Annotated in this window: 21 protein-coding genes and 1 tRNA gene; 12 read left to right on the top strand and 10 right to left on the bottom strand. The window is 71.3% G+C overall.

What is annotated here, in order from left to right; translation table 11 throughout:
• The first annotated feature begins 80 nt into the window (after positions 1-80).
• Positions 81-581: a carboxymuconolactone decarboxylase family protein gene (locus tag ABD343_RS03620; protein ID WP_344523836.1), complete on the top strand. Its 501-nt coding sequence runs from the start codon at positions 81-83 to the stop codon at positions 579-581.
• A gap of 18 nt (positions 582-599) precedes the next feature.
• On the opposite strand, the gene ABD343_RS03615 is transcribed toward ABD343_RS03620, so the two are convergent.
• On the bottom strand, positions 600-812 hold the full coding sequence (locus ABD343_RS03615; protein ID WP_344523834.1) for a hypothetical protein: 213 nt from the start codon (positions 810-812) through the stop codon (positions 600-602).
• Between the two features lie 402 nt (positions 813-1,214).
• On the opposite strand from ABD343_RS03615, the gene ABD343_RS03610 reads away from it, so the two are divergent.
• Positions 1,215-1,796: a TMEM165/GDT1 family protein gene (locus ABD343_RS03610; protein WP_344523832.1), complete on the top strand. Its 582-nt coding sequence runs from the start codon at positions 1,215-1,217 to the stop codon at positions 1,794-1,796.
• 227 nt (positions 1,797-2,023) lie between these two features.
• On the opposite strand, the gene ABD343_RS03605 is transcribed toward ABD343_RS03610, so the two are convergent.
• Positions 2,024-2,713, bottom strand: coding sequence for a response regulator (locus ABD343_RS03605; RefSeq protein WP_344523830.1), 690 nt, complete (start codon positions 2,711-2,713; stop codon positions 2,024-2,026).
• On the bottom strand, positions 2,710-3,918 hold the full coding sequence (locus ABD343_RS03600; protein ID WP_344523828.1) for a sensor histidine kinase: 1,209 nt from the start codon (positions 3,916-3,918) through the stop codon (positions 2,710-2,712). Before ABD343_RS03600 ends, ABD343_RS03605 begins: the two co-directional genes overlap by 4 nt.
• Positions 3,919-4,158: 240 nt before the next feature.
• On the opposite strand from ABD343_RS03600, the gene ABD343_RS03595 reads away from it, so the two are divergent.
• Positions 4,159-6,000, top strand: coding sequence for a 2Fe-2S iron-sulfur cluster-binding protein (locus ABD343_RS03595; protein ID WP_344523826.1), 1,842 nt, complete (start codon positions 4,159-4,161; stop codon positions 5,998-6,000).
• 116 nt (positions 6,001-6,116) lie between these two features.
• Positions 6,117-7,658, top strand: a complete 1,542-nt coding sequence (locus tag ABD343_RS03590; RefSeq protein WP_344523824.1) for a multicopper oxidase family protein — start codon at positions 6,117-6,119, stop codon at positions 7,656-7,658.
• Between the two features lie 870 nt (positions 7,659-8,528).
• On the opposite strand, the gene ABD343_RS03585 is transcribed toward ABD343_RS03590, so the two are convergent.
• Together ABD343_RS03585 and ABD343_RS03580 are read right to left on the bottom strand one after the other, a co-directional pair.
• Positions 8,529-8,602 (bottom strand) — tRNA-Pro (locus ABD343_RS03585).
• 79 nt (positions 8,603-8,681) lie between these two features.
• Complete coding sequence (locus tag ABD343_RS03580; RefSeq protein ID WP_344523822.1) at positions 8,682-9,626, bottom strand: metallophosphoesterase; 945 nt, start codon at positions 9,624-9,626, stop codon at positions 8,682-8,684.
• 73 nt (positions 9,627-9,699) lie between these two features.
• On the opposite strand from ABD343_RS03580, the gene ABD343_RS03575 reads away from it, so the two are divergent.
• Positions 9,700-10,164: a GatB/YqeY domain-containing protein gene (locus ABD343_RS03575; protein ID WP_344523820.1), complete on the top strand. Its 465-nt coding sequence runs from the start codon at positions 9,700-9,702 to the stop codon at positions 10,162-10,164.
• Between the two features lie 151 nt (positions 10,165-10,315).
• Here ABD343_RS03575 and ABD343_RS03570 read toward each other — a convergent pair whose 3' ends face one another.
• Positions 10,316-12,643 carry a transglycosylase domain-containing protein gene (locus tag ABD343_RS03570; protein ID WP_344523818.1) on the bottom strand — a complete coding sequence of 776 codons (2,328 nt, stop codon included), beginning with the start codon at positions 12,641-12,643 and terminating at the stop codon, positions 10,316-10,318.
• 511 nt (positions 12,644-13,154) lie between these two features.
• On the opposite strand from ABD343_RS03570, the gene ABD343_RS03565 reads away from it, so the two are divergent.
• Complete coding sequence (locus ABD343_RS03565) at positions 13,155-13,496, top strand: WhiB family transcriptional regulator (protein WP_344523816.1); 342 nt, start codon at positions 13,155-13,157, stop codon at positions 13,494-13,496.
• Positions 13,497-13,913: 417 nt separating this feature from the next.
• Here the strand turns inward: ABD343_RS03565 and bagB are convergent, their stop codons facing one another.
• Positions 13,914-15,629 carry an ArsA family ATPase gene (gene bagB, locus ABD343_RS03560; RefSeq protein ID WP_344523814.1) on the bottom strand — a complete coding sequence of 572 codons (1,716 nt, stop codon included), beginning with the start codon at positions 15,627-15,629 and terminating at the stop codon, positions 13,914-13,916.
• Between the two features lie 115 nt (positions 15,630-15,744).
• Positions 15,745-16,716: an ATPase BagA gene (gene bagA / locus ABD343_RS03555; protein WP_344523812.1), complete on the bottom strand. Its 972-nt coding sequence runs from the start codon at positions 16,714-16,716 to the stop codon at positions 15,745-15,747.
• Positions 16,717-16,774: 58 nt separating this feature from the next.
• Between bagA and sp36 the strand changes: the two genes are divergently transcribed.
• The 4 genes from sp36 (at position 16,775) to ABD343_RS03535 (ending at position 19,279) form a co-directional block, all read left to right on the top strand.
• On the top strand, positions 16,775-16,936 hold the full coding sequence (gene sp36, locus ABD343_RS03550) for a Sp36 family protein (RefSeq protein WP_014178397.1): 162 nt from the start codon (positions 16,775-16,777) through the stop codon (positions 16,934-16,936).
• Positions 16,933-17,397 (top strand): RidA family protein, encoded by a 465-nt coding sequence (locus ABD343_RS03545; protein WP_344523808.1) that lies wholly within the window; start codon positions 16,933-16,935, stop codon positions 17,395-17,397. Before sp36 ends, ABD343_RS03545 begins: the two co-directional genes overlap by 4 nt.
• Positions 17,398-17,489: 92 nt before the next feature.
• Positions 17,490-18,452 (top strand): NUDIX hydrolase, encoded by a 963-nt coding sequence (locus ABD343_RS03540; RefSeq protein WP_344523806.1) that lies wholly within the window; start codon positions 17,490-17,492, stop codon positions 18,450-18,452.
• Entirely contained in the window at positions 18,449-19,279 is an 831-nt protein-coding gene (locus ABD343_RS03535; RefSeq protein WP_344523804.1) for an MBL fold metallo-hydrolase, read from the top strand. Before ABD343_RS03540 ends, ABD343_RS03535 begins: the two co-directional genes overlap by 4 nt.
• 20 nt (positions 19,280-19,299) lie before the next feature.
• On the opposite strand, the gene ABD343_RS03530 is transcribed toward ABD343_RS03535, so the two are convergent.
• Positions 19,300-19,860, bottom strand: coding sequence for a TetR/AcrR family transcriptional regulator (locus ABD343_RS03530; protein WP_344523802.1), 561 nt, complete (start codon positions 19,858-19,860; stop codon positions 19,300-19,302).
• A gap of 148 nt (positions 19,861-20,008) precedes the next feature.
• On the opposite strand from ABD343_RS03530, the gene ABD343_RS03525 reads away from it, so the two are divergent.
• Positions 20,009-21,139, top strand: coding sequence for an agmatine deiminase family protein (locus tag ABD343_RS03525; RefSeq protein WP_344523800.1), 1,131 nt, complete (start codon positions 20,009-20,011; stop codon positions 21,137-21,139).
• 63 nt (positions 21,140-21,202) lie between these two features.
• Here ABD343_RS03525 and ABD343_RS03520 read toward each other — a convergent pair whose 3' ends face one another.
• A complete protein-coding gene (locus ABD343_RS03520; RefSeq protein WP_030883129.1) occupies positions 21,203-21,877 on the bottom strand; it encodes a Crp/Fnr family transcriptional regulator in 675 nt (224 codons plus the stop codon).
• Between the two features lie 264 nt (positions 21,878-22,141).
• Here ABD343_RS03520 and nth point away from each other — a divergent pair, with 264 nt between their 5' ends.
• Positions 22,142-23,263: an endonuclease III gene (gene nth / locus ABD343_RS03515; RefSeq protein WP_425578098.1), complete on the top strand. Its 1,122-nt coding sequence runs from the start codon at positions 22,142-22,144 to the stop codon at positions 23,261-23,263.
• Positions 23,264-23,293: the final 30 nt, after the last annotated feature.

Raw genomic sequence — 23,293 nt, 5'->3', positions numbered from 1 at the left:
TCGGTCACATCTCCCCGCCGCCGCCCGTCAGAGCGGTGAGAGGGCTCGCAGGGAGCCCGCGAAGAGAGAAGGAGACCGAGATGGGTGCGATCACGGAGGAGATCCGGAAGGCCCCGAGGATGCCGGAGGACCCGGCGGAGCTGCTGCCCGAGCTGGCGGAGGTGTCGGCGGCGCTGTTCAAGGCCGTCGGCAACGGCTCGCTGCCCCGCACCACGATCAGCCTCGTCCACCTCAGGGCGGGGCAGATCGCCGGCAGCACGTATCTGACCGTCCTCCACACCGGGTTCCTGCGCGACGCGGGAGCGCCGGAGGAGCAGATCACGTCGGTGGCGTCCTGGAAGGACTCGCCGTACTTCACCGGCGCCGAGCGCGCCGCCCTGGCGCTGGTGGAGGCGGTCCTCCAGCCCGCCGCGGGCGGCGAGCGCGTCCCGGAGGAGCTGTACGCCGAGGCGGCCCGGCACTACGAGCCCAGGGCGTTCGCCACGCTGATGTGCGCGATAGGGCAGGTCGGCTTCTTCACGCCCATCGCCCTGATCGCCAAGCCGGTGCCGGGCCGCTCGTTCACGGACCCCTGGAAGTAAGCAGGGGCCTACCAGCGCCTACCAGTCGTACTGCTGTTGCTGTTGCTGCTGCTGGGCCTCGTACTGCTGCTGTTGCTGCGCTTCCTGCTGCCGCCGCTGGTCGTCGTCCGCCTGCTGCTGCGCGGCCCGCCGCTCTTCCTCCTCCCGCTCCCGCCTCCGCCGGCGCTCCTCTTCGTCCGCTTCCCGGCGGCGGCGGGCGGCTGCGGCGTCGTCACTGAACGTGCTCGGCATAGCGGCTCCTCCTCGGAACGGCTGACATGCTCACGTCTCCAGCGACGGTAGTGCCGATCCCGGCCCGCGCGTAGAGCGCCCCGCCTGGCCCGTCTGGCCCGGACCCGCCTGGCCCGGCCCGGGCCAGACGGGCCAGGCGGGTCCGGGGTTGGTTAGTATGGATGGTCGCGAAGGGGAGTAGTCCCGAGAACCGCTGGTCGACACACTGGACGTCCGAGGACGCCCCGGCCATCGGGCCGCCGCACGAGGTGCGGGGCGGACGAGACCTTCGGCCAAGGCATGATCCTGCCCGCACCCCCGTGCGGGCGGTCCCGTCATGCCGGGCCGAAAGGGACTCCCCCGCCGCCCGACTGGGTGTCGTACGAGCCTCAAGGCCCGGCTCCCAGCAGAAAGCGCCCCGGAATGACACTCGACCCCCTGGCGATCGTCACCGCCTTCGGGCTGATCTTCCTCGCCGAACTCCCCGACAAGACCATGTTCGCCTCGCTGGCCATGGGCACCCGCATGCGCCCGCTGTACGTATGGTTCGGCACCTCGACCGCGTTCATCGTGCACGTCGCCCTCGCGGTCGGCGCGGGAAGCCTCCTCGGCCTGCTGCCCCAGATCGCCGTCAAGCTCGTCTCGGCCGCCCTCTTCGCCTTCGGCGCGTTCGTCCTGCTGCGCGGCGGGGACGACGACGAGGAGGACGGGGCCGCCCGCACGGTCACCGGATTCTGGCCCGTCTACACCACGGCCTTCACGGCGGTCTTCATCAGCGAGTGGGGCGACCTCACCCAGATCACCACGGCCAACCTCGCCGCCACCAACGGCTGGCTCCCCACCGCCATCGGCTCCGCCGCGGCCCTGATGTCCGTCTCGGCCCTGGCCCTCCTGGTCGGCCGCTTCATCGCCCAGCGCGTCCCCCTGAAGACGGTCCAGCGCATCGGCGCCGCCTGCATGGCGGCCCTGGCGGTGTGGACCCTGACCGAGGCCTTCACGCTCTGACCCCGATGCCAAGAGAGCCCGCGCTTCCCCCAGTTGGAGCGCGGCCCTCCCGCACACAACAGAACAGGCCCGGCGCTGATCTCTCAGCACCGGGCGGTGGTGATCTTGCCTGCGTAGATGGTGTTCCCCCTGGTCAAGGGCATGGCCTCGGTCGGTCTTACGGGGTCTCGCGGGGGTTCGAGGAGCGGATCGGCTCCCCAATGGCTCCCGTCAGGCCGAGGGGATCTTCATTCGAGGAGGCCCGCGTGGTGGGCGAGGATGGCGGCCTGGACCCGGTTGGCGGCGGAGAGCTTGGCGAGGATGCGGCTGATGTGGGTCTTCGCGGTGGCCTCTGTCATGCGCAGGGCGGTGGCGATGTCGTTGTTGGACAGGCCCTTGCCCAGGGCGACGAGGACCTCGCGTTCCTTGGCCGTGAGGGTGCCGAGGCGCTGCCGTGCTTCGGCCGCCCGCTGTTCGGTCCGCGTTCCGCGTCGCCCGTCGTCCTCGGTGAAGTGCCGCAGCAGACGGCGGGTCACCTTGGGGGAGAGCATGGCGTCGCCGCGCGCCGCGCTGCGTACCGCGGTGATCATGTCGTCTGCCGTGGCGTCCTTGAGCAGGAAGCCGACCGCGCCGTGGCGCAGCGCGGTGCGTACGTAGTCGTCCAGGTCGAAGGTGGTGAGGACGACGACGTGTGGCGGGTGGTCCGAGCGGGTGAGCCGTTCGGTGGCCGTCAGCCCATCGGCGTGGGGCATGCGGATGTCCATCAGGACGACGTCCGGTCGCAGGGATGCTGCCATGCTCACCGCGGTGTTGCCGTCGGCTGCCTCGCCGGCCACGGTGACGTCGGGTGCGGATTCCATGATGGTGCGCAGCATGGAGCGGACCATCCATTCGTCGTCCACGATCAGGACGCTGATCGTCTCGCTCGTCTCGCTCATCGGTCCGGTTCCGTTGTCTGGGAGGTCTCGGGGCGGTGTGCTGTGGGGCGTGAGGGCCCGTCGAGCGGGATCTGGCCGAGGACTTCGAAGCCGCCGTCCCGTGCAGGCCGGGCGGTCAGCTCGCCACCGAGGAGGCGAATGCGTTCGGCGATGCCGAGGAGGCCGTGTCCGCCGCCGGGCAGGTCGGGGGTGCAGTCCGTCGTGCCGCTCTGGTTGGTCACCGACAGCCGCAGCAGCCGCGGGGTGTGCCGGATCTCGACGCGGGTCTCGGCGTCACCTGCGTGCTTGCGGACGTTGGTCAGTGCTTCCTGGACGACGCGGTAGACGGCGTGTTCGACCAGCGCCGGCAGTCCGGGCAGCTCGTCGCCGTCGCCGTCGGTCATCGTCAGGGTGACGGGTATGCCGGTACGGCGGGACTCGGCCACCAGGTCCTCCAGTTCGGCCAGGCCGGGCTGAGGGGCCAGCGGTACGTCCGCTTCGGAGCGCAGCACTTCGACCAGGGAGCGGAGTTCGCTCAGGGCCTCGCGTCCGATGGTGCCGATCTGGCGGCCGAGGGTGAGGGCGCTCTCGCCCTTGGCGGCTTCGAGCGCGGTGGCGTGCAGCACGATCAGTGAGACTCGGTGGGTGACCACGTCGTGCATGTCCCGGGCGATCTGGGCTCGCTCGTCGCTGCGGGCCTGCCTCACCCGCTGGTGCTGCTCCCGCTCGGCGCGCTCGGCGCGCTCGCGGAGCTGCGCCAGGAGCGCGCGGTGGGCGCCTACGTAGAGTCCGAGCAGCGTCGGCAGCAGACAGATCCCCAGGCTGATGGGCGCGGCGGCGTCGGGACCGCCCATCCGCCACACCGGCACGGCGACCACTACGAGGGCGATCAGCGTGGCAGGCGCGACCTTCCGCCAGGAGGTGGTGCGCTCCGCCAGCGTGTACTGCGCGACCAGCACCGCCACCCATGACGACAGCGCGACGAAGGAGAGCAGGGCGCACAGCAGGAACAGCTCCGGGCGGCGGCGCCGCTGCCAGGCCGCCGCGCCGGTCAGCAGTCCCAGCGGGACGGCCAGCCAGGGCGAAGGGGACGGATCAAGGTAGGCGAAGTTGGCGGACCGGCCGTCCTGCGCGGCGGTGGTCGCCGCGAGGGCGAGTGCCACCGCCACGTCGGCGACCGGCCGCACGCGTTCCCGCACGACCGCATAGCGCTGGGACCAACTCATGGGGTGAGGCTAGCCGCGCCGTGTCGGGGGAGCGTCCGTCGATAGTTGTACGGGGCCGCCGGGGGTCTGCGCCATTCCGTTGACACTGTGCACGGTGATCGGCGGACGCCGGGCGGCCACCGCCCTCGCGAGGCTGGCCCCATGCCAACGACAACCCCACTCGTCCGCCCGCACCGGAACCGCGCCGGAACCGGCACGCAGCGCTCCCGGCCCCCCGCCGCACCTCGGCGACCCGGCCTTGTGCGGAACGGACAGCTCGTCTTCGCCCTCTTCTGCGTCGGCACAGCGCTGGTGCTGAGCCTGCGCAAGGACGGCGTCTTCCCCGTGATTCAACAGGCCGGCGTGATCGGCTATCTCCTGGCCGCGCCGCTGGTGGCCGCCTGCGCCGTCGCCCTGCGGCGCCCGTCCCGTGAGGCGCGTGCGGCGAGCGCCCGCAAGACCCTCATCGTCTTCCATCTCCTGTTCATACCGCTCCAGTTCCTCTTCAGCTTCGGTAACTTCGAGCCGCTGGCGGGGATGGTGCTGTCCGCGGTCTTCGTCGTGCTGCTCAAGCCGCGCTTCCCACGGCTGGGGCGCAGGGCCCGCAAGGTCTGGCTGACGGTGCACATCGGCGTCGCCGTGAGCTGGCTGGGTCTGTCCCTGGGGATGACGGTGCTGGCCGTGGCAGGTCTCACCGCCGATACGCATGCGGTCCGGCATGGTGCCTACGAGCTCATGCACCTGTTCGACCTCACCCTCGTCATCCCCAGCATGGCGGTGTCCGTACTCTCCGGCCTGGTCCTCTCGCTCGGGACACCGTGGGGCCTGGTCAGGCACTGGTGGGTGCTGCTCAAGTTCGTCATCGCGCTGAGCCTGCCGACGGTCGCGGCCTTCTTCGAGAGCAAGTGGATCAGGAGTCTCCAGGCGCTGACGAAGGACCCCGCCGCCGAGCCGGGCGGCACCGGCGTCACACTGGCGGTCTGTCTGGCCACGTTCACCCTGCTGTTGTGGATCGCGGTCATCCTCTCCGTCGTCAAGCCCGGGGGCCGGACCCGCTGGGGACGCGGCGGCGGGCGGTCGCGCCGCGACGGGGCGAGGGTCCCGGCCCAGAAGAAGACACCCGTCACGCAGACCCCGGTGACCGTGAGCGAGGTTCAGCAGCTCGCCGACGGCGTCGTCTCGCTGGAACTGCGGCGCACAGATGGTGGCACGCTGCCGCCGTGGCAGCCGGGGGCGCATGTCGACCTGATCCTGCCGTCCGGAAGGGTGCGCCAGTATTCCCTCTACAGCAGTCGGGGCGGGCGGGACAGGCAGGGCGGACAGGTCGGCGAGGGAGCCGTGGCCGCCTACCGGATCGCGGTGCTGAGGGAGCCCGAGGGCCGTGGGGGCTCCGCCGAGGCGCATGAGCTCCGGCCCGGTGCCACCGCCGCGATCCGCGGCCCCCGGAACAACTTCCCGCTGGTCGAGGCCCCAGCGTACGTATTCGTCGCGGGCGGGATCGGTATCACCCCGTTCCTCTCGATGATCCGGCGGCTGGACGCCGAGGGCGCCGACTGGAAGCTGCTCTACAGAGGGCGTACGCGCGCAGCGATGGCGTTCGCCGACGACCTGCTCCGCCGGTATCCGGGCCGGGCCGGAGTGACCGCCTCGGACACGGACCCGCGTCCCGCCCTCGACGAACTCCTGAGCGCCGCACCGCAGGGCGTGGCGGTCTACTCCTGCGGGCCCGTGCCGATGCTCGACGCGGTCTCCGCCGCCATGCGAGCGACCTGCTCCCACGGGCGGCTGTACACGGAACGCTTCTGCGCCGCTGACCGGCCCGGCCCTGAGACCGACGAGCCCTTCGAGGCCGAACTGACCCGCACCGGCGAGGTCGTACGCGTCGAGCCCGGCGGCAGCCTGCTGGACGCCCTCCGTGAGGTCGAGCCCGCGCTGGACTTCTCCTGCGCGGACGGGATCTGCGGCAGTTGTGAGACCCGCGTGGTCGGCGGCACACCCGAGCACCGCGACAGCGTGCTGCAGGAGCACGAGCGCGAGCGCCGCGACGTCATCTACCCCTGCGTCTCGCGGGCCCGAGGCCCGCGCATCGCTCTCGACCTGTGAGCACCGCGCTCACCCCACCGCACCGCCCCGCACTGATGGCAGGAGCCCCGCATGCCCACGCACCCGCACCCGCATCCGCACCGAACACCGGCCCCGGCACGCCCTGAGGAGGACATGTGAAGCGCCGCACACTGCTGAAGGCCGGACTGGGCGGCGTGGGCGCCGCCGCCGTCGGCACGGGCGGCGCCTTCGGATGGTGGTGGGCGTCCGCCGACATCGACACCGCGGGCCGTGTGGAGTTCGAGAGACGCCTGGCCATCCCGCCCCTGGCCCCGGCCCGCCGTGACGCCGAGGGCCGCAAGGTCTTCGACCTCCGCGCGGCGCCGGGCAAGCACCGGCTGCGCCCCGGCCGCCCCACCGCCACCTGGGGCCTCAACGGCTCCTACCTCGGCCCCACGCTGCGGGCAGCGCGCGGCGAGACCGTACGCGTGAACGTACGGAACGGACTGCGGGAGACGACGAGCCTGCACTGGCACGGCATGCACCTGCCCGCCCGCATGGACGGCGGCCCGCACCAGCCCGTGAAACCGGGCGCGACCTGGTCCCCGACCTGGACCATCGACCAGCCTGCCGCGACGCTCTGGTACCACCCGCACCCCCACGGTGAGACGGCCCGGCACGTCTACCGCGGCCTGGCAGGCATGTTCATCCTGGACGACCCGAAGACCCCGAAGACGGGGCCCACCGGCGGCGCACTGCCCAGCCGCTACGGGGTCGACGACATCCCCGTCATCGTCCAGGACAAGCGCCTCGACGACGCCAACCAGCTCGACGAGAGCCACCCCCGCATGAGCGAGGTCGGTCTCCTCGGCGACGTGATCTGCGTCAACGGGACCACGGGCCCGCACCACCCGGTCACCACGGAACGCGTCCGGCTGCGGCTGCTGAACGCCTCCAACGCCCGGATCTACCGCTTCGGCTTCGCCGACGACCGGCCCTTCGCGCTCGTCGGCACCGACGGCGGATTGCTCCCAGCGCCGTACAAGACCACTCGTATCCAGCTCTCCCCGGCCGAACGCGCCGAGATCGTGGTGACGCTCCGCCCCGGGGAGCGCGCCGTGCTGCGCAGCTTCCCTCCCGACCTCGGACTGAACCTCTGGGACCGCCGATTCGCCGGCGGGGACGACGCCCTGGACATCCTCGAACTTCGCGCCGCCCGTGCGCTCGAACCCTCACCCCGGTTGCCGGACGAACTCGCCCCCGCACCGGCGCTGGCCCCCAGAACCACGGCCGTGGACCGGAAGTTCGAGCTGTCTGGCTTCACGATCAACGGAAAGAGCATGGACATGCGCCGCATCGACTTCGCGGTGGACTTGGACGCGACCGAAGTGTGGGAGGTCACCGCCACCGACGGTACGCAGCACAACTTCCATGTGCACGACGTCCAGTTCCAGGTGCTCTCCGTCGACGGCAAACCGCCACCCCCCGAATTGGCAGGCTGGAAGGACACCGTCCACACCCGCCCCGGCATCCCGTTCCGCCTCGCCATGCGCTTCCGCGACCACAGCGACCGCGACATGCCGTACATGTACCACTGCCACATCCTGTACCACGAAGACCAGGGGCTGATGGGCCAGTTCGCGGTCGTAGAGCCAGGCGAGAAGCCCGGAAGACCGGGGCCGGGCAAAACGGGCCGCGGCGGCCATGACCACCACTGAGGCCGCCCGGAACCGGCGTCCGGCCAGGGGGAGGTCAGCGGGAACGGGGCGCGTGGGTCTCCCAGATGGTGCCGCGCGCCTCGTACTCCATCATCATCTCGACGCCGTTCGCCGCATCGGAGCCCAGCTCGCGTTTCACGAGCCACCGTCCCAGCTCCAGACCCTTACTACGGGGCCAGTCCTCGCCCGGGTCTGATGCATGATCGGGTGACATCTGAACTGGCTTGCCCTGTGGGGTGGGGGGTGGGGGCGGGAAGGATGTCGTTGTGCCGAAGCCGTATCCGGAAGAGTTCCGCCAGGACGTCGTGCGGGTCGCGAGGAATCGCGGTCCGGGGGTGACGCTGGAGCAGGTCGCCATCGAATCTCACCCAGGACCGGAAGCGCGACTGGTGATGTCCCTGGGCCGCTTCACCACTTGCCTGTGCTGTAGCCATGCGGGCGATGATGCAATCCGCCACTGACAACGGCGTCTGTAGCAGCGGGATTTGGGCGCAGCCACCCAGCGAAGTTCCGCCAGCCGATGCTGGTCGTCCCCAGGCGAGCCGTCGACCGCGTCGCCTGCGACGTGGGCCGCATCGGGTGCCACCATCTGACACTCGCACGACGGGCCGTTACAGCCCTGGCCTTGTCGGGGCACGACCGGGCGGCAGCGGATCTCGACAGCTGGGCTGATGTGGTCGCACGGGGGGCGATTCGCGAATGTGCAGAGACAGAGACCCGTACCCGTGGTCTGGAGCAGGACCCCAGCCGACACCCGCTGGGAGAAGCTGATCAAGACCTTCTTCCAGATTTCTCCCAAACGATCTCTGGAAACGAGTCAGGGGCCTGATCCATGATACGGATCAGGCCCCTGACCTGCTGTTTCTTCAGTCGGGGTGGCGGGATTTGAACCCACGACCTCTTCGTCCCGAACGAAGCGCGCTGCCAAGCTGCGCTACACCCCGAAGCAACGACGACTACTTTAGCCCAGGTGAGCCGTGACGCGAAATCCGGTTTCTGGTGGGGCCCCGGGCCCCGCCAGGGTCAGTCCTCGCGGGGCGTCAGTGTGAGGAGCGTCGCCTCCGGGGGGCAGGCGAAGCGGACCGGGGTGTAGCGGTTGGTGCCGCAGCCCGCGGAGACGTGGAGGTACGACTCGTGGCCGCCCGCGCGATGGGTGGAGAGGCCCTTCACGCGCTCCGTGTCCAGGTCGCAGTTGGTGACCAGGGCGCCGTAGAAGGGGACGCAGACCTGGCCGCCGTGGGTGTGGCCGGCGAGGATCAGCGGGTAGCGGTCGGCGGTGAAGGCGTCCAGGACGCGCAGGTACGGGGCGTGGACGACCGCGAGCGAGAGGTCCGCGTCCTCCTCGGGGCCGCCCGCGACCTCGCCGTAGCGGTCGCGCTTGATGTGCGGGTCGTCCAGGCCGGTCAGGGCGATCTCCTGGCCGCCGTCGAGCTTGATCCGGCCGCGCGTGTTGGAGAGGCCGACCCAGCCGGCCGCGTCGAAGGCGTCCCGCAGGCCCTCCCACGGATTGTGGACGGCGCCGACGACCGGCGGATTGCCGTTCAGCCCGTGCCGCCCGCTCACCTTCTCCAGCAGATACCGGGCGGGGTTGCGCGGCTTCGGACCGTAGTAGTCGTTCGACCCGAAGACGTACGCGCCGGGGAACTCCATCAGCGGGCCGAGCGCGTCCAGGACCTCGGGGATGCCCTCGGTGTCGGAGAGGTTGTCCCCGGTGTTGATCACGAAGTCCGGGCGCAGGCCCGCGAGGGACTGGAGCCATCGCTGCTTCTTGCGCTGCCCGCTGACCATGTGGATGTCGGAGATCTGCAGCACCCGCAGGGGGTGCATGCCGCGGGGGAGGACCGGCACGGTCACCCGTCGCAGGCGGAAGGAGCGGACCTCCACCCCCGCCGCGTAGCCGACGCATGCCGCGCCGAGTGCCGTGATGCCGAGGGACGCCGCCAGGGGGATGCGGTATTGCGCGCGCATCGTCCTATCGTCGCAGACGCCACCAGTACGGCGCAGTGGGTCCCGCACACTGGCCCCCTGGCACACTGAGCGCATGACCACGCTCAAATCCCGTCTCCAGGACGACCTCACCGCGGCCATCAAGGAACGCGACGAGCTCCGCTCCGCCACCCTCCGGATGACCCTCGCCGCGATCACCAAGGAGGAGGTCGCGGGCAAGGAGGCACGCGAACTCTCCGACGACGAGGTGCAGAAGGTCATCACGCGCGAGGCGAAGAAGCGCCGCGAGGCGGCGGAGGCCTTCGCGGACGGCGGGCGTGCCGAGCAGGCCGAGCGGGAGCGCGCCGAGGGCGAGGTGCTCGCGGACTATCTGCCGAAGCAGCTCTCGGACGAGGAACTGGAGTCGCTCGTGGGCGAGGCCGTCGCCGAGGCGCGCGCCTCGGGCGCGGAGGGCCCGCGCGCCATGGGCGCCGTCATGAAGATCGTCAACCCCAAGGTCGCGGGCCGCGCCGAGGGCGGCCGGGTCGCCGCCGCGGTGAAGAAGCAGCTCGCCGGCTAGCCGTAGGCCGTAAGCCCGTACGGGCCCGGGGCCCGCCGGGCAAGAAATGTAAGGGGCGCCCTCCCATGGAGAGCGCCCCTTACGCATGTCCCAGGCCCTACGGCCGCCTCTTACGGCCTATGGCCTATGGCTTACGGCCACGGCTACCGGCTTACGGCCAGCCGCCGCCGACGTCCCAGCCTCCGCCGCCGTCGCCCCAACCGCCGCCGTCGCCGCCGCCGTTGCCCCAGCCGCCGTTGCCGTTTCCGCCGCCGTTTCCGCCGCCGTTCCCGTTGCCCCCGCCGTTGTCGCCGCCGCCGATGAGGTCCGGCGGGACGGTGACGTCCGGCCAGGGGTCAGGGTCCGGGCCGCCGGGACCGGGGTTCTGGTCGTCGTCCCTGCCATCGTCCCCGCCGTCGTCGTTCCCGTGACCGCCGCCGCGCCCCTTGTCGGGGTCGCGGATCTTCACGCGGTGGAAGTCGGGCGAGGGCTTGTCCGCCAGGGCGCCCTGCATCGCGTCCCGCCAGATGGGACCGGGGACCTCACCACCGAAGACCTTGTCGTACGGGACGCCGCCGATAGTGATGTCGACCATCTGCGTACGGTGCGCGGGGTCGCCGACCCAGACGGCGCCGGACATGTTCGGGGTGTAGCCCACGAACCAGGCGGCGTACCGCTGGTCCGTCGTACCCGTCTTGCCCGCGCTGTCGCGCCCGCTCAGGCCGGCCTTCTTGCCCGTACCGTCCTCGACCACGCCCCGCAGGAGCGAGTTGACCGTGTCGGCCGTCTTCGTCTTCATGGCGCGCTTGCACGAGGTCTTGGGCACGCGCAGCTTCTTGCCCCGCGCGTCCGTGATGGACTCGATGGCGACCGGCGTGCAGTGGACGCCCCGGTTGGCGAAGGTCGCGTACCCCTCGGCCATGGTCAGCGGCGACATCTCCTGCGTACCGAGCGAGATGGACGGCACCTGGTCGATCTTCTTGCCGTCGGCCCGGTCGATGCCCATCTTCTTGGCCATGTCGGTGACGGGGCAGATGCCGGTGTCGGAGATGAGCGAGACGAAGTAGGTGTTGACCGACTTCGCGGTCGCCTCCTTCATCCGGTACGGCCCCTTCTCCGACCGGTTCTCGTTCTCGACCGGCGCCTTGCCCTTCCAGTCGCCCTTGCACGTCTTCACCGGCGACGGATACTGCATCCGGTACGGCGAGGGATACGACTTGTACGGGCTCATGCCCCTGTCGAGCGCCGCCGCCGCGATCACCGGCTTGAACGTCGATCCGGGCTGGTAGCCGGCGCCGCCGCCCATGCTGCGGTCGACCGACAGATTGATCTGCGTCTGGTCCTTCCCGAAGCCGTACGGCCGTGACTGGCCCATGCCGAGGATCTTGCCCGTGCCGGGCTCGACGATCGAGACGGCCGTGGCGACCTTGTCGGACTTGTTGACGTGCTGCTCGATCGAGTCGCGCACCGACTGCTGCGCCTTGGGATCGAGGGTGGTCCGGATGGTGAGGCCGCCCTGGTTCCAGCGCTTGGCCCGCACCTTGGACGTCTTGCCGAAGGTGGGGTCCTTGAGGAACACCTCGCGCACGTAGTCGCAGAAGAAGCCCGCGCCCTTCACGGCCGTGATGCAGCCGTTCTGCGGGCTGCTGACGTTCAGCTTGATGGGCCTTTTCTTGGCGTCGGCCGCCTCGGTCCTGGAGATGTCGCCGTGCGCCGCCATCCGGTTGAGCACGGTGTTGCGGCGCTTCTTCGCCTCCTGCTCGTCATTGACGGGGTCGTACCGGCTCGGCGACTGCACGATCCCGGCGAGCAGCGCGGACTCCTCCAGGGACAGGTCCTTGGCCGACTTGGAGAAGTACCGCTGGGAGGCGGCCTCCACGCCGTACGCCTGCTGGCCGAAGAACGTGATGTTGAGGTAGTTCTCCAGGATCTGCTTCTTGCCCAGCTCCTCCTCGACCTGGATCGCGTACTTCAGCTCCTTGATCTTCCGGCCGACGGTCTGCTGGGTGGCGAGGGCGACCTTGTCCGGGTCGTTGCCCGCCTCCTCGACGAAGACGTTCTTGACGTACTGCTGCGTGAGCGTCGAGGCGCCCTCGGACACCTCGCCGGACCGCGCGTTCCGGTTGAGTGCCCGGAGGACGCCCTTGAGGTCGACGGCGCCGTGCTTGTAGAAGCGCGCGTCCTCGATCGCGACGATCGCCTGGCGCATGTACGGGGAGATGTCCTTGAGGTCCACGACCGTACGGTCGCGCGAATAGACCTTCGCGATCTCGTCGCCTTTCGCGTCCAGGATCGTGGTGCGCTGGCTGAGCGGCGGGCGCTTGAGATTGACCGGCAGCTCGTCGAAGCCCTCGACGGTCCCCTTGGCGGCCAGGCCCAGCGTCCCGATCGCGGGCAGCGCGAGCCCCGCCATCACGGCACCGGCGAGCACACTGACGCCGACGAACTTGGCGACCTGCTGGGGACCGGTCAGTCCGCCACCCGCGCGCTTCTTAGCCATGGGGAGAGCCTACGACGGGAGTGGCCGTACGCCGGGGTCCGGTGTGCCGGGAGCTGTCGGACGGCAATGGAGCCAAACGCCGGACAGGGGGATGCACGGTCGCTTAGGCTGAGCTCAGTTTCGTTCTCACACACGTCACTTCTGCGGTTCTTCGTCACTGCCTCTCCCTCGCCCTCGTAGTCACTCAAGTGAGTGATGAGAACTGCCCGGATTTCCGTCATATGCCAGGAGAAATCGGTAAGACGCATGTCCGGCTACCCCCCGCAAGCCCGGTGGAGACCTGGTGAAGGGCACCTGAACTGCCCGGATGCGCCGGGAAGGTCGCGCTTGTCACCCGCTCACTCCGTTGGGTGATCTGCCGCGTACGCATAGTCCGTTCGGGCCATTCAAGATTGGGCCCGCAGGGGGTGTTGCGCCCTGCCTGCCTTCCGTAACGTCCTCAACTGGCAACGGTGAATATGCCGTTCGCCGCCGTGGGGGAGCCTCGATTCGGGAGAGGACGGCGCCGGCTATGAGCTGGGTGACAGACTGGAGCGCGCAAGCAGCGTGCCGCACTACGGATCCGGACGAACTGTTCGTGCAAGGGGCGGCGCAGAACCGCGCCAAGGCCGTATGCACCGGGTGTCCGGTGCGGACGGAGTGCCTCGCGGACGCTCTCGACAACCGTGTGGAATTCGGTGTCTGGGGCGGTATGACCGAACGGGAGCGGAGGGCGCTGCTGCGCCGTCGCCCGACGGTCACCTCGTGGCGCCGTCTGCTGGAGACAGCGCGCTCGGAGTACGAGCGCAGCACGGGCGGAATGCTGCCCGTGGACTTCGACGAAGCAGAGCAGGACTACGCCGCGGCGGGCTAGCCCCGACGTCCGGACGGCAGACGGGCCGCTCGGACACCGGCACGAGCCACGTCGGCACGAGCTGCGTCGGCACGAGGCACGCCGTCATGGGCTGAGCCACATGTGCGACACGGACAACGCGTGCCACTCGCGTGCATGCACGGGCCCCCGGGCCACACCGCGCGGAGCCGCGGCACAGAGCGACGGCTACTGACTTTTACGGACAGCAGCGACGGGCACAACGGCTCCCACGACACGTGCGGCACCAGAGGCACCAGTGGCGCGAGCGGTACGCGCAGCGTGTCCTGGCCCGCCAGGCGGCGGCCGGAAGGCGGCCGCACGCGTACCTCACGACGCGTACGTCACGGCGTGCGCGGACGTCCTGGCGCCCCGCGCATCGCGAGGCCGCATCACGTGGTCGCATCACGAGGCCGTGCCTCAGGACGTGCCGGTCTGCCGTGCCTGCCCCGCCAGCCGCTCAGCCACGGTGCGCAGGCCCGCGAGATCGTGTACGTCCCCGGGCAGCGCGACGACCTCGGCCACGGGCACCTCGGGGTGCCGGGCCGTGAATCGGTCACGCGTGCGCCGCTCGCGTGCGAGCAGCCGCATGCGCTCCGCGTGCAGCCGGAGCAGACCGGCGGCCAGCAGGTCCACCTGCGCGGTCTCGTCGGTCTCGTCGGTCACGGTGTTCTCGTCGGCCACGGTGTTGTCGGCGTCCACGGCGCGACCGGCGCCATCGGCGTGATCGACGTCATCGGTCCGGGCGGCGTGCGCCGACGGCGACGGAGGAGTGTCGGCGGCGGACGCGGAACCGTCCCCTGAGGAGGCGTCGGCCGGACCGGCCGTGGGTGCGCTGTGCGTGTCGTGCGTACGCGGTGCCTGGTGTGCTGACCCCCCGGTCGTGTCTGCCGCGCCTGCGGCGGTGGTAACGGTCGCGTCCGGCGCGTCGGCGTGCGACGGGCCGGGCGGCGGCGCGGACTTCTCCGTGACGGGAGAGGTCCGTGAACTCTTGGCGGCGTGCGAGGTGCCGTCGGCGTGCGAGGGAGTGGCGGCGGGCCTGGCGGGGCCAGGGCCGTCTGTGACGGGGGAGCCGTCCTCGGGAGCCATGCCCTCGGAACCGGCCGACGGGGCGTTTCGCCCTTCACCCTTCCCCGGGCCGCGATCCACAATGCCGCGGTCCTCAAGATTTTCCGCCGCCGCGAGCGCCCGTTCGGCGCTCAGCCCGGCCGCGTCCGTTCCGTGCATCCGGTTGAGCACCAGCCCCGCCAGCGGCATGCGGTCGGCCGCCAGCCGCTCCACGAAGTACGCCGCCTCGCGCAGCGCGTCCCGCTCCGGAGCCGCGACCACGAGGAAGGCTGTGCCCGGCGCCTGGAGCAGCCGGTAGGTGGCGTCGGCCCGGGTGCGGAAGCCGCCGAACATGGTGTCCATCGCCGCGACGAACGTCTGTACGTCCCGGAGCAGCCCGGCGCCCAGCAGCTTGTTGAGCGCCCCCGTGAACATCGAGAGCCCGGCCATCCCCAGGTTCACGAACTTCATCCCGGCCCGCCCGCCGACCTTCGCGGGAGCCATCATCAGCTTGATGAACTTCCCGTCCAGGAAGGAGCCCAGCCGCTTCGGCGCGTCCAGGAAGTCCAGGGCCGAGCGCGACGGGGGCGTGTCCACGATGATGAGGTCCCACTCGTCGCTCGTCCTGAGCTGGCCGAGCTTCTCCATCGCCATGTACTCCTGCGTACCGGCGAAACCGGCCGACAGGGACTGGTAGAAGGGGTTCTCCAGGATCGCCTTGGCCCGCTCGGGGTCCGCGTGCGCCTCGACGATCTCGTCGAACGTCCGCTTCATGTCGAGCATCATCGCGTGCAGCTCGCCGCCCGCCGAGGTGTCCACCCCGGGGACCTCGCGCGGGGTGTTGTCCAGCTCGGACAGGCCCATCGACTGCGCGAGACGGCGCGCGGGGTCGATGGTCAGCACCACCGTCCTGCGGCCGCGCTCCGCCGCCCGTACGCCCAGCGCGGCGGCGGTCGTCGTCTTGCCGACGCCGCCCGAGCCGCAGCACACGACGATCCGGGTCCTCGGATCGTCCAGCAGAGGGTCGATGTCGAGGGGGGCCTCGGCGTCGAGCGGGGCCTCGGAGGCCGCCGTGTCCCCGGTGCTCATGATGTCTCCCCTCTCGCGGCGTCAGCGCCCGCGCTTCCGGCGCCAGCGCCCGCACTCGCGGCCTCGGCGCCCGCACTCGCGGTTCTCCCGGCTCTCCCGGCCGCCGGCGCGGCCGTCACGGCCACTGCTCGCGCAGCTCGGTGGAGAGCCGGTACAGGCCCGCCAGCTCGACTCCCTCGCCGAGCAGGCCGAGTTCCCGTACGGGCGCGTTCTGCGCGTGCAGCTCGGCGCGCAGGCCGCTCTCCAGCCTGACGCGTTCGGCGTGCTCCCTGCCCTGGGCCAGCAGCGGCGCGACCAGGCGCTCGGCGTGGCCGCCCCGGCGGGCGCCGCCCAGACCGGCGCGCGCGAAGGCGCGCGCGAGGTCCGCCGTGCGCTCCCCGGCGGCGTCCAGGTGCTCCTCGCCGGGCAGGGAGGGCCGCACCATGTTGACCACGAGCGCGCCGGTCGGGAGCCCCGCGGCGCGCAGCTCGGCCAGTCCGTCCACGGTCTCCTGCACCGGCATCTCCTCCAGCAGCGTGACCAGATGGACCGCTGTCTCGGGTGACTTGAGGACGCGCATCACGGCCTGCGCCTGGTTGTGCACGGGGCCGACCTTGGCCAGCCCGGCGACCTCCTCGTTGACGCCCAGGAAACGGGTGATCCGTCCGGTCGGCGGAGCGTCCATCACCACCGCGTCGTACACGGGCCGCTGGTGCTTGTCCCTGCGGCGCACCGCCTCGCACGCCTTTCCGGTCAGCAGGACGTCCCGCAGCCCGGGTGCGATGGTCGTCGCGAAGTCGATGGCGCCGAGTCTCTTGAGCGCCCGTCCGGCGCTGCCCAGTTTGTAGAACATCTGCAGGTAGTCGAGGAGGGCGCGCTCGGCGTCGATCGCCAGCGCGTACACCTCGCCCCCGCCGTGGGAGACGGCGATCTTCCGTTCCTCGTACGGCAGCGGCTCGGTCTCGAAGAGCTGCGCGATGCCCTGCCTGCCCTCGACCTCGACGAGCAGCGTGCGCCGCCCCTCGCCCGCCAGCGCGAGCGCGAGGGCGGCGGCGACCGTCGTCTTGCCGGTCCCGCCCTTGCCGGTCACTACGTGGAGCCTGCTCACGGCTGGGAGCCTAACCAGCGCGCGCTCGGGCTAGTCGCGAGGGATTAGGGTCGTCCCCATGACGAAGTGGGAATACGCGACCGTGCCGCTCCTCGTGCACGCGACGAAGCAGATCCTGGACACCTGGGGCGAGGACGGCTGGGAGCTGGTCCAGGTCGTTCCCGGGCCCAACAATCCGGAGCAGCTCGTGGCCTACCTCAAGCGGGAGAAGGCCGCATGAGCGCCGTCGAGGACAAGCTCGCCGAGCTGGGGCTGACCCTGCCCGAGACGGCCACCCCGGCGGGCGCCTACGTGCCCGCGCTGCGGTCCGGCAGCTACGTCTACACGGCGGGCCAGGTCCCCCTGGTCGAGGGCGCCCTCCCGGTCACCGGCAAGGTCGGCGGCGAGGTCACCCCCGAGGAGGCCAAGGAGCTGGCGCGGACGTGCGCGCTGAACGCCCTGGCGGCGGTCAAGTCCGTCACCGGCGACCTGGACCGCATCGCGCGTGTCGTCAAGGTCACCGGTTTCGTCGCCTCCGCTCCGGACTTCACGGGCCAGCCGGGCGTCATCAACGGCGCGAGCGAACTGCTCGGCGAGGTCCTGGGCGCCAGGGGCGTCCACGCCCGCAGCGCGGTCGGCGTCGCGGTGCTGCCGATGGACGCGCCCGTCGAGGTCGAGATGCAGGTCGAGATCACCGAGTGACGGACGGGGCGCCGCGGCCCCCGCTCCCGCGTGCTGATCGTCACGGCCCGCTGCCTCTCGAACATCGAGGCGGCGGGCCGTAGCATCCGCCCATGTCGTCTTCTCCGCCCGCACCGGCCGGGCCACCTCCGTCGGACGGACGGAAGGACGGCCCGGCGAACGGCCAGTGGTACCCGCCGCAGTGGCCGGAGCGCATCCGGGCGCTCGCGGCGGGAGAGCTCACGCCCGTCACCCCGCGGCGCGCGGCGACCGTGATGCTCCTGCGCGACGCGCGGGGCGGCCCCGATGTGTACATGCTGCGCAGGCGCGCCTCCATGGCCTTCGCGGGCGGCGCCTACGCGTACCCCGGCGGTTCGGTCGATCCCAGGGACACACGCGAGACCAAATGGGCGGGTCCGACCGCTGCGGAATGGGCGGACCGTTTCGGTACGGACGAGGCGACGGCGCGGTCCATCGTCTGCGCGGCCGTACGCGAGACCTTCGAGGAGGCGGGCGTCCTGCTCGCCGGACCCGACGCGCGCACCGTCGTGGCCGACACGACCGGCGACGACTGGGAGGAGGACCGCGCGGCCCTCGTCGCGCGGGAGCTGTCCTTCGCCGACTTCCTGGCCCGCAGGGGGCTCGCCCTGCGCAGCGACCTGCTGGGCGCCTGGGCGCGCTGGATCACCCCGGAGTTCGAGGAACGGCGCTACGACACCTGGTTCTTCGTCGCCGCCCTCCCCGAGGGGCAGCGCACCCGTAACGCGTCCACGGAGGCCGACCGTACGGAATGGGTGCGCCCAGGGGACGCGGCCGACGGGTACGACAGGGGCGAGCTGCTGATGATGCCGCCGACCATCGCGGCCCTCCGGGAACTGCGTCCGTACGGTACGGCCGCGGCGGCGCTCGATGCCTCCGTACGGCGCGACCTGACGCCCGTGATCGCGCGGGCGCGTCTGGAGGACGGGCAGATCGTGCTGACGTGGCCGGGGCACGACGAGTTCACCAAACGCGTCGACCCAGAGGGCCACCGGCCGGCCGACGAACGGACCGACAAGGGGACGGATACCGCATGACCGACGCCGCAGCACTGCCCGGCCAGCCGCGCGGCGGCGCGATCGACGGCCAGGCGAGTCCCCGCGCGTACTGCGTGCTCGCCCCCAACCCGTCGCCCATGACGCTCGACGGCACGAACACCTGGATCGTCGCCGAGCCCGACTCCGACCTCGCCGTCGTCATCGACCCGGGACCGCTGGACGACGGCCATCTGCGTACGGTCGTCGCCACCGCCGAACGGCTGGGCAAGCGCGTCGCCCTCACCCTGCTCACCCACGGCCACCCGGACCACGCGGAGGGCGCGGCCCGGTTCGCCGAGCTGACCGGTACGCACGTACGGGCGCTCGATCCCGCGCTGCGGCTGGGGGACGAGGGGCTGGCGGCGGGGGACGTCATCGCGACCGGCGGCCTGGAGATGCGCGTCGTGCCCACCCCGGGCCATACGGCCGACTCGCTCTGCTTCCATCTGCCCGCCGACGCCGCCGTGCTGACGGGCGACACCGTCCTGGGCCGCGGCACGACCGTGGTGGCCCATCCGGACGGGCGGCTCGGCGACTACCTGGACTCCCTGCGCCGTCTGCGCTCCCTGACGGTCGACGACGGCGTGTCCCGCATCCTTCCCGGACACGGTCCCGTGCTGAACGACGCGCAAGGGGCCGTCGATTTCTATCTGGCCCACCGCGCGAACCGTCTCGCCCAGGTCGAGACGGCAGTCGAGGAGGGCCACCGTACGGCCTCCGAGGTGGTGGCCCATGTCTACGCGGACGTGGACCGCTCCCTGTGGCCCGCGGCCGAACTGTCCGTACGGGCGCAGCTCGACTATCTGGGCGAGCACGGGCTGATCTGACGGCCCGGAGGGCGCGGGGCTCAGCCGAGTTCGAGGGCGACGGCCCCGCGCAGCAGGGCGCGGGCGCGGTCCAGCTCCATCGAGCCGCTGAGCCACAGTTCGCTGAGCCCCTCCACCAGCGCGACGAGACGGCCGGCGGAGTCCTCCGGGTCGGCCGCGCGCCGTGCGGGCTCCTCCGTGTGTGCCGCGCGCACCAGTCCGGCCAGTTCGGCCGTCCATTCCGCCGTCGAGAGGCGCAACTGGTCGCGCAGTTGGGGATCGAAGACGGTGGTGGCGCGCAACTCGCCCCAGGCGGCGCTGACCTCGCGCACCTCGTCGGTGTCCTGGAGTTCCAGCAGCAGCGTCTCCTCGAGCCGCTCGCGGGCGGTCGCGCCCCGGGGCTCGGTGTAGCGCTCGGTGCGCTCGTTGACGTGGTCCAGCGTGGCGCGCAGCAGGCCCGGGCGGTCCTTGAAGTGGTAGTAGATCAGCCCGGTCGAGACCCCGGCCCCCGCGGCGACCTCCTCCACGCGCAGTCCGCGCACGCCGTCGCGCGCGATGCAGCGGGTGGACGCTTCGAGGATGCGGGTTCGCCGGTCGGACACAGAGCGCACAGTACCGGGCGGCGGGGTACGCTCGATGAGGCTGACTGAAAATTCAGTCAGGAATCCGGGATCTACGGCCCGAACAGAAGCCGACCGGAAGCCCGAACGGAATCCCTGACGGAATCCCTGACGGAAACGGAGGCGCACCATGCCGCACACACCCGCACGCCGCGCCGTCCTGCGCCTGGGCGCCGCGCTCGCGGGCGCGGGCGTCCTCGGCGCCGCTGACCCCGCCGTCGCCGCGCCCGGCGCTCAGAAGGGCGTACAGGGCCCCTGGCGGATGCCCGACGAGCGGAGCCCCCACTCCCGTACGTTCATGGCCTGGCCGCCCGAGGGGCCCGTGTGGGGAGCCTGGGCGCCGCGCGTACGGCGCGACATCGCGGCCCTGGCGCGCGCGATCGCCGAGTACGAGCCGGTGGTGCTGCTCGCGCGCCCCGGGGACGTACGGGACGCGCGCTGCCGCACCGGGGGCGCGGCTGAGGTCTGGCCCGTCCCGGTCGACGACCTGTGGGTGCGGGACACCGGGCCGGTGAGCGTCCTGCGCGCGGACGGCGCCCGCGCGGGTCTGGACCTCGGGTTCAACGGCTGGGGTGGCAAGCAGACCCATTTCCACGACCACCGCGTGGCCCGTCGCGTCCTGCGCCGTACGGGCACGCCCCGTATCCGGCCGGGCCTCGTCGCCGAGGGCGGTTCGCTGGAGGCCGACGGCCAGGGCACCCTCCTGGTGACCGAGAGCTCCCTGGTCAACGCCAACCGCAACCCGGGCCTGAGCAGGGACGAGATCGAGCGTGTCCTCAAGCACGCCCTGGGCGTCGAAAAGGTGATCTGGCTCCGTGGCGTGCGGGGACACGACATCACCGACTGCCATGTGGACGCCCTGGCCCGGTTCGCGGCGCCCGGCGTCGTGGTCCTCAGCCGCCCCTCACGGGACGCGGGGCCCGTATGGGCGGGGGTCTACGCACAGGCGCGCGAGGTCCTGAGGGAGGCGACGGACGCACGGGGGCGGCGGCTCACCCTGGTGGAGCTGCCCGAGGCCGAACCGTCGGAGCTGGGCGACAGGGGCGAGGACTTCCTCGCGAGCTACGTGAACCACTACGTCTGCAACGGTGCCGTCATCCTGCCGCGCTTCGGCGATCGCAGGGGAGACGCCCGTGCGGTGAGCCTCCTGCGGGACCTTCACCCGGACCGCGAGGTCCGCCAGGTCGCCATTGACACGGTGGCGGAGGGCGGTGGGGGCGTGCACTGCGCCACCCAGCAGGAGACGGCTCCCGGCGCGTAGGGACGTGCGGACGTGCCGAGGGCATAGGGGCTGTAGGGCCCTAGGGCCCGTGGGGGCGAAGGGTCAGCGGGACCGCTTCGCCAGGCGCTCGATGTCGAGCAGGATGACCGCGCGGGCCTCCAGACGGAGCCAGCCGCGGCCGGCGAAGTCCGCCAGCGCCTTGTTGACCGTCTCGCGGGACGCGCCGACCAACTGGGCCAGCTCTTCCTGCGTGAGGTCGTGCACCACGTGGATGCCCTCCTCGGACTGCACGCCGAAACGGCGCGACAGGTCGAGGAGCTGCTTGGCGACCCGGCCCGGCACGTCGGAGAAGACGAGGTCGGACATGGAGTCGTTGGTGCGCCGCAGGCGCCGGGCGATGGCGCGCAGCAGGGCGGTGGCCACCTCCGGGCGTGCGTTCAGCCAGGGCTGGAGGTCGCCGTGGCCCAGGCCGAGCAGCTTGACCTCGGTCAGCGCCGACGCCGTCGCCGTACGCGGACCCGGGTCGAACAGCGACAGCTCGCCGATCAGCTCGCCGGGGCCGAGCACCGCCAGCATGTTCTCGCGCCCGTCCGGGGAGGTGCGGTGCAGCTTCACCTTGCCCTCGGTCACGACGTAGAGCCGGTCGCCTGGGTCGCCCTCGTGGAACAGGGCCTCACCGCGGGCGAGAGTCGTCTCGGTCATGGAGGCACGCAGCTCAGCGGCCTGCTCCTCATCGAGCGCCGCGAAGAGCGGCGCGCGCCGCAGAACGTCGTCCACGAGTTCTCTCCTTGTCGACCTGCCCATGGGATGCGTCAATCCCATGATGCCGGACGGTCAAACAGTGCGATCAGTCACAGCAATCAGTCACAAGTTTGACGTACGCACACCGGGGCCCCCAACGCAGGGGCCGATTGGGGTCGAGGATCGGCTGCGTGCGGGGCGAATGTCGGCGGCCCCCCTTAGTCTGGCCGGGTGTCCAATACCCCGGTGAGCGCACGGAGAGAGGGGGCCGGGCGGGTGACGGCGACGGAGGATTCCGCTGTGGGCGAACACGACCCCGCCAAGAAGGCGAAGGGGACGAAAGCGGCCAAGAAGGCCGTGACCAAGAAGGCCGCGACGAAGAAGACCACCGCCGCGAAGAAGCAGGCCCCGGCGAAGAAGACCACCGCCAAGAAGGCCGCCACGAAGAAGACGGTGGCCAAGGAGACGACGGCCGCCAAGAAGACCGCGGCGGACAAGAAGGCCCCCGCCGCCAAGAAGGCCGCCACGGCCAAGAAGGCAGCAACCAAGACGGCCGCCGCCAAGAAGACGGCCGCCGCCAAGAAGACGGCCGCCGCCAAGAAGACGGTCGCTTCCAAGAAGACCGCCGCCGAGTCGCACGTCACCAAGGTCCGCCGTGCCCGCCGTATCAACCGCGAGCTGGCGGAGGTGTACTACTACGCGCATCCCGAGCTGGACTTCGAGAACCCCTTCCAGCTCCTCGTCGCCACCGTCCTCTCCGCCCAGACCACGGACCTGAGGGTCAACCAGACGACGCCCGCGCTCTTCGCCGCCTATCCCACGCCCGAGGACATGGCCGCGGCCAATCCGGAGGAGCTGGAGGAGCTGATCCGCCCGACCGGCTTCTTCCGCGCCAAGGCGAAGTCGCTGCTCGGCCTCTCCAAGGGGCTGAGGGACGACTTCGGCGGCGAGGTCCCCGGGACCGTCGAGGACCTCGTGAAGCTGCCGGGAGTCGGCCGTAAGACCGCCTTCGTCGTGCTGGGGAACGCGTTCGGGGTTCCCGGGCTCACCGTGGACACCCACTTCGGTCGGCTGGTGCGCCGCTGGAAGCTCACCGAGCAGACCGATCCGGAGAAGGTCGAGGCGGAGATCGGGGAGCTGCTGCCCAAGAGTGAGTGGACGATGTTCTCGCACCGCACGATCTTCCACGGCCGCCGCGTCTGCCATTCCCGCAAGCCCGCCTGCGGCGCCTGCCCGATCGCCGAGATCTGCCCCTCGTACGGAGAGGGCGAGACGGACCCGGAGAAGGCCAAGAAGCTGCTGAAGTACGAGATGGGCGGTCAGCCCGGCCAGCGGCTCAAGCCCCCGCCGGACTATCCGGGCACCCCGGCGCCGCCCCTCCCCGGTCGGCCCGCGCCGACGGCCGCCGGGGCCGCCCGGTGACGGGTGCTCACAGTCGGTCGGCCCGGAGCG

The sequence above is a fragment of the Streptomyces albiaxialis genome, assembly GCF_039530985.1.
GTDB classification, from domain to species: domain Bacteria; phylum Actinomycetota; class Actinomycetes; order Streptomycetales; family Streptomycetaceae; genus Streptomyces; species Streptomyces albiaxialis.
The sequence above is the reverse complement of the archived record's forward strand: the minus strand, read 5'-3'. Positions and strand labels throughout refer to the sequence as shown.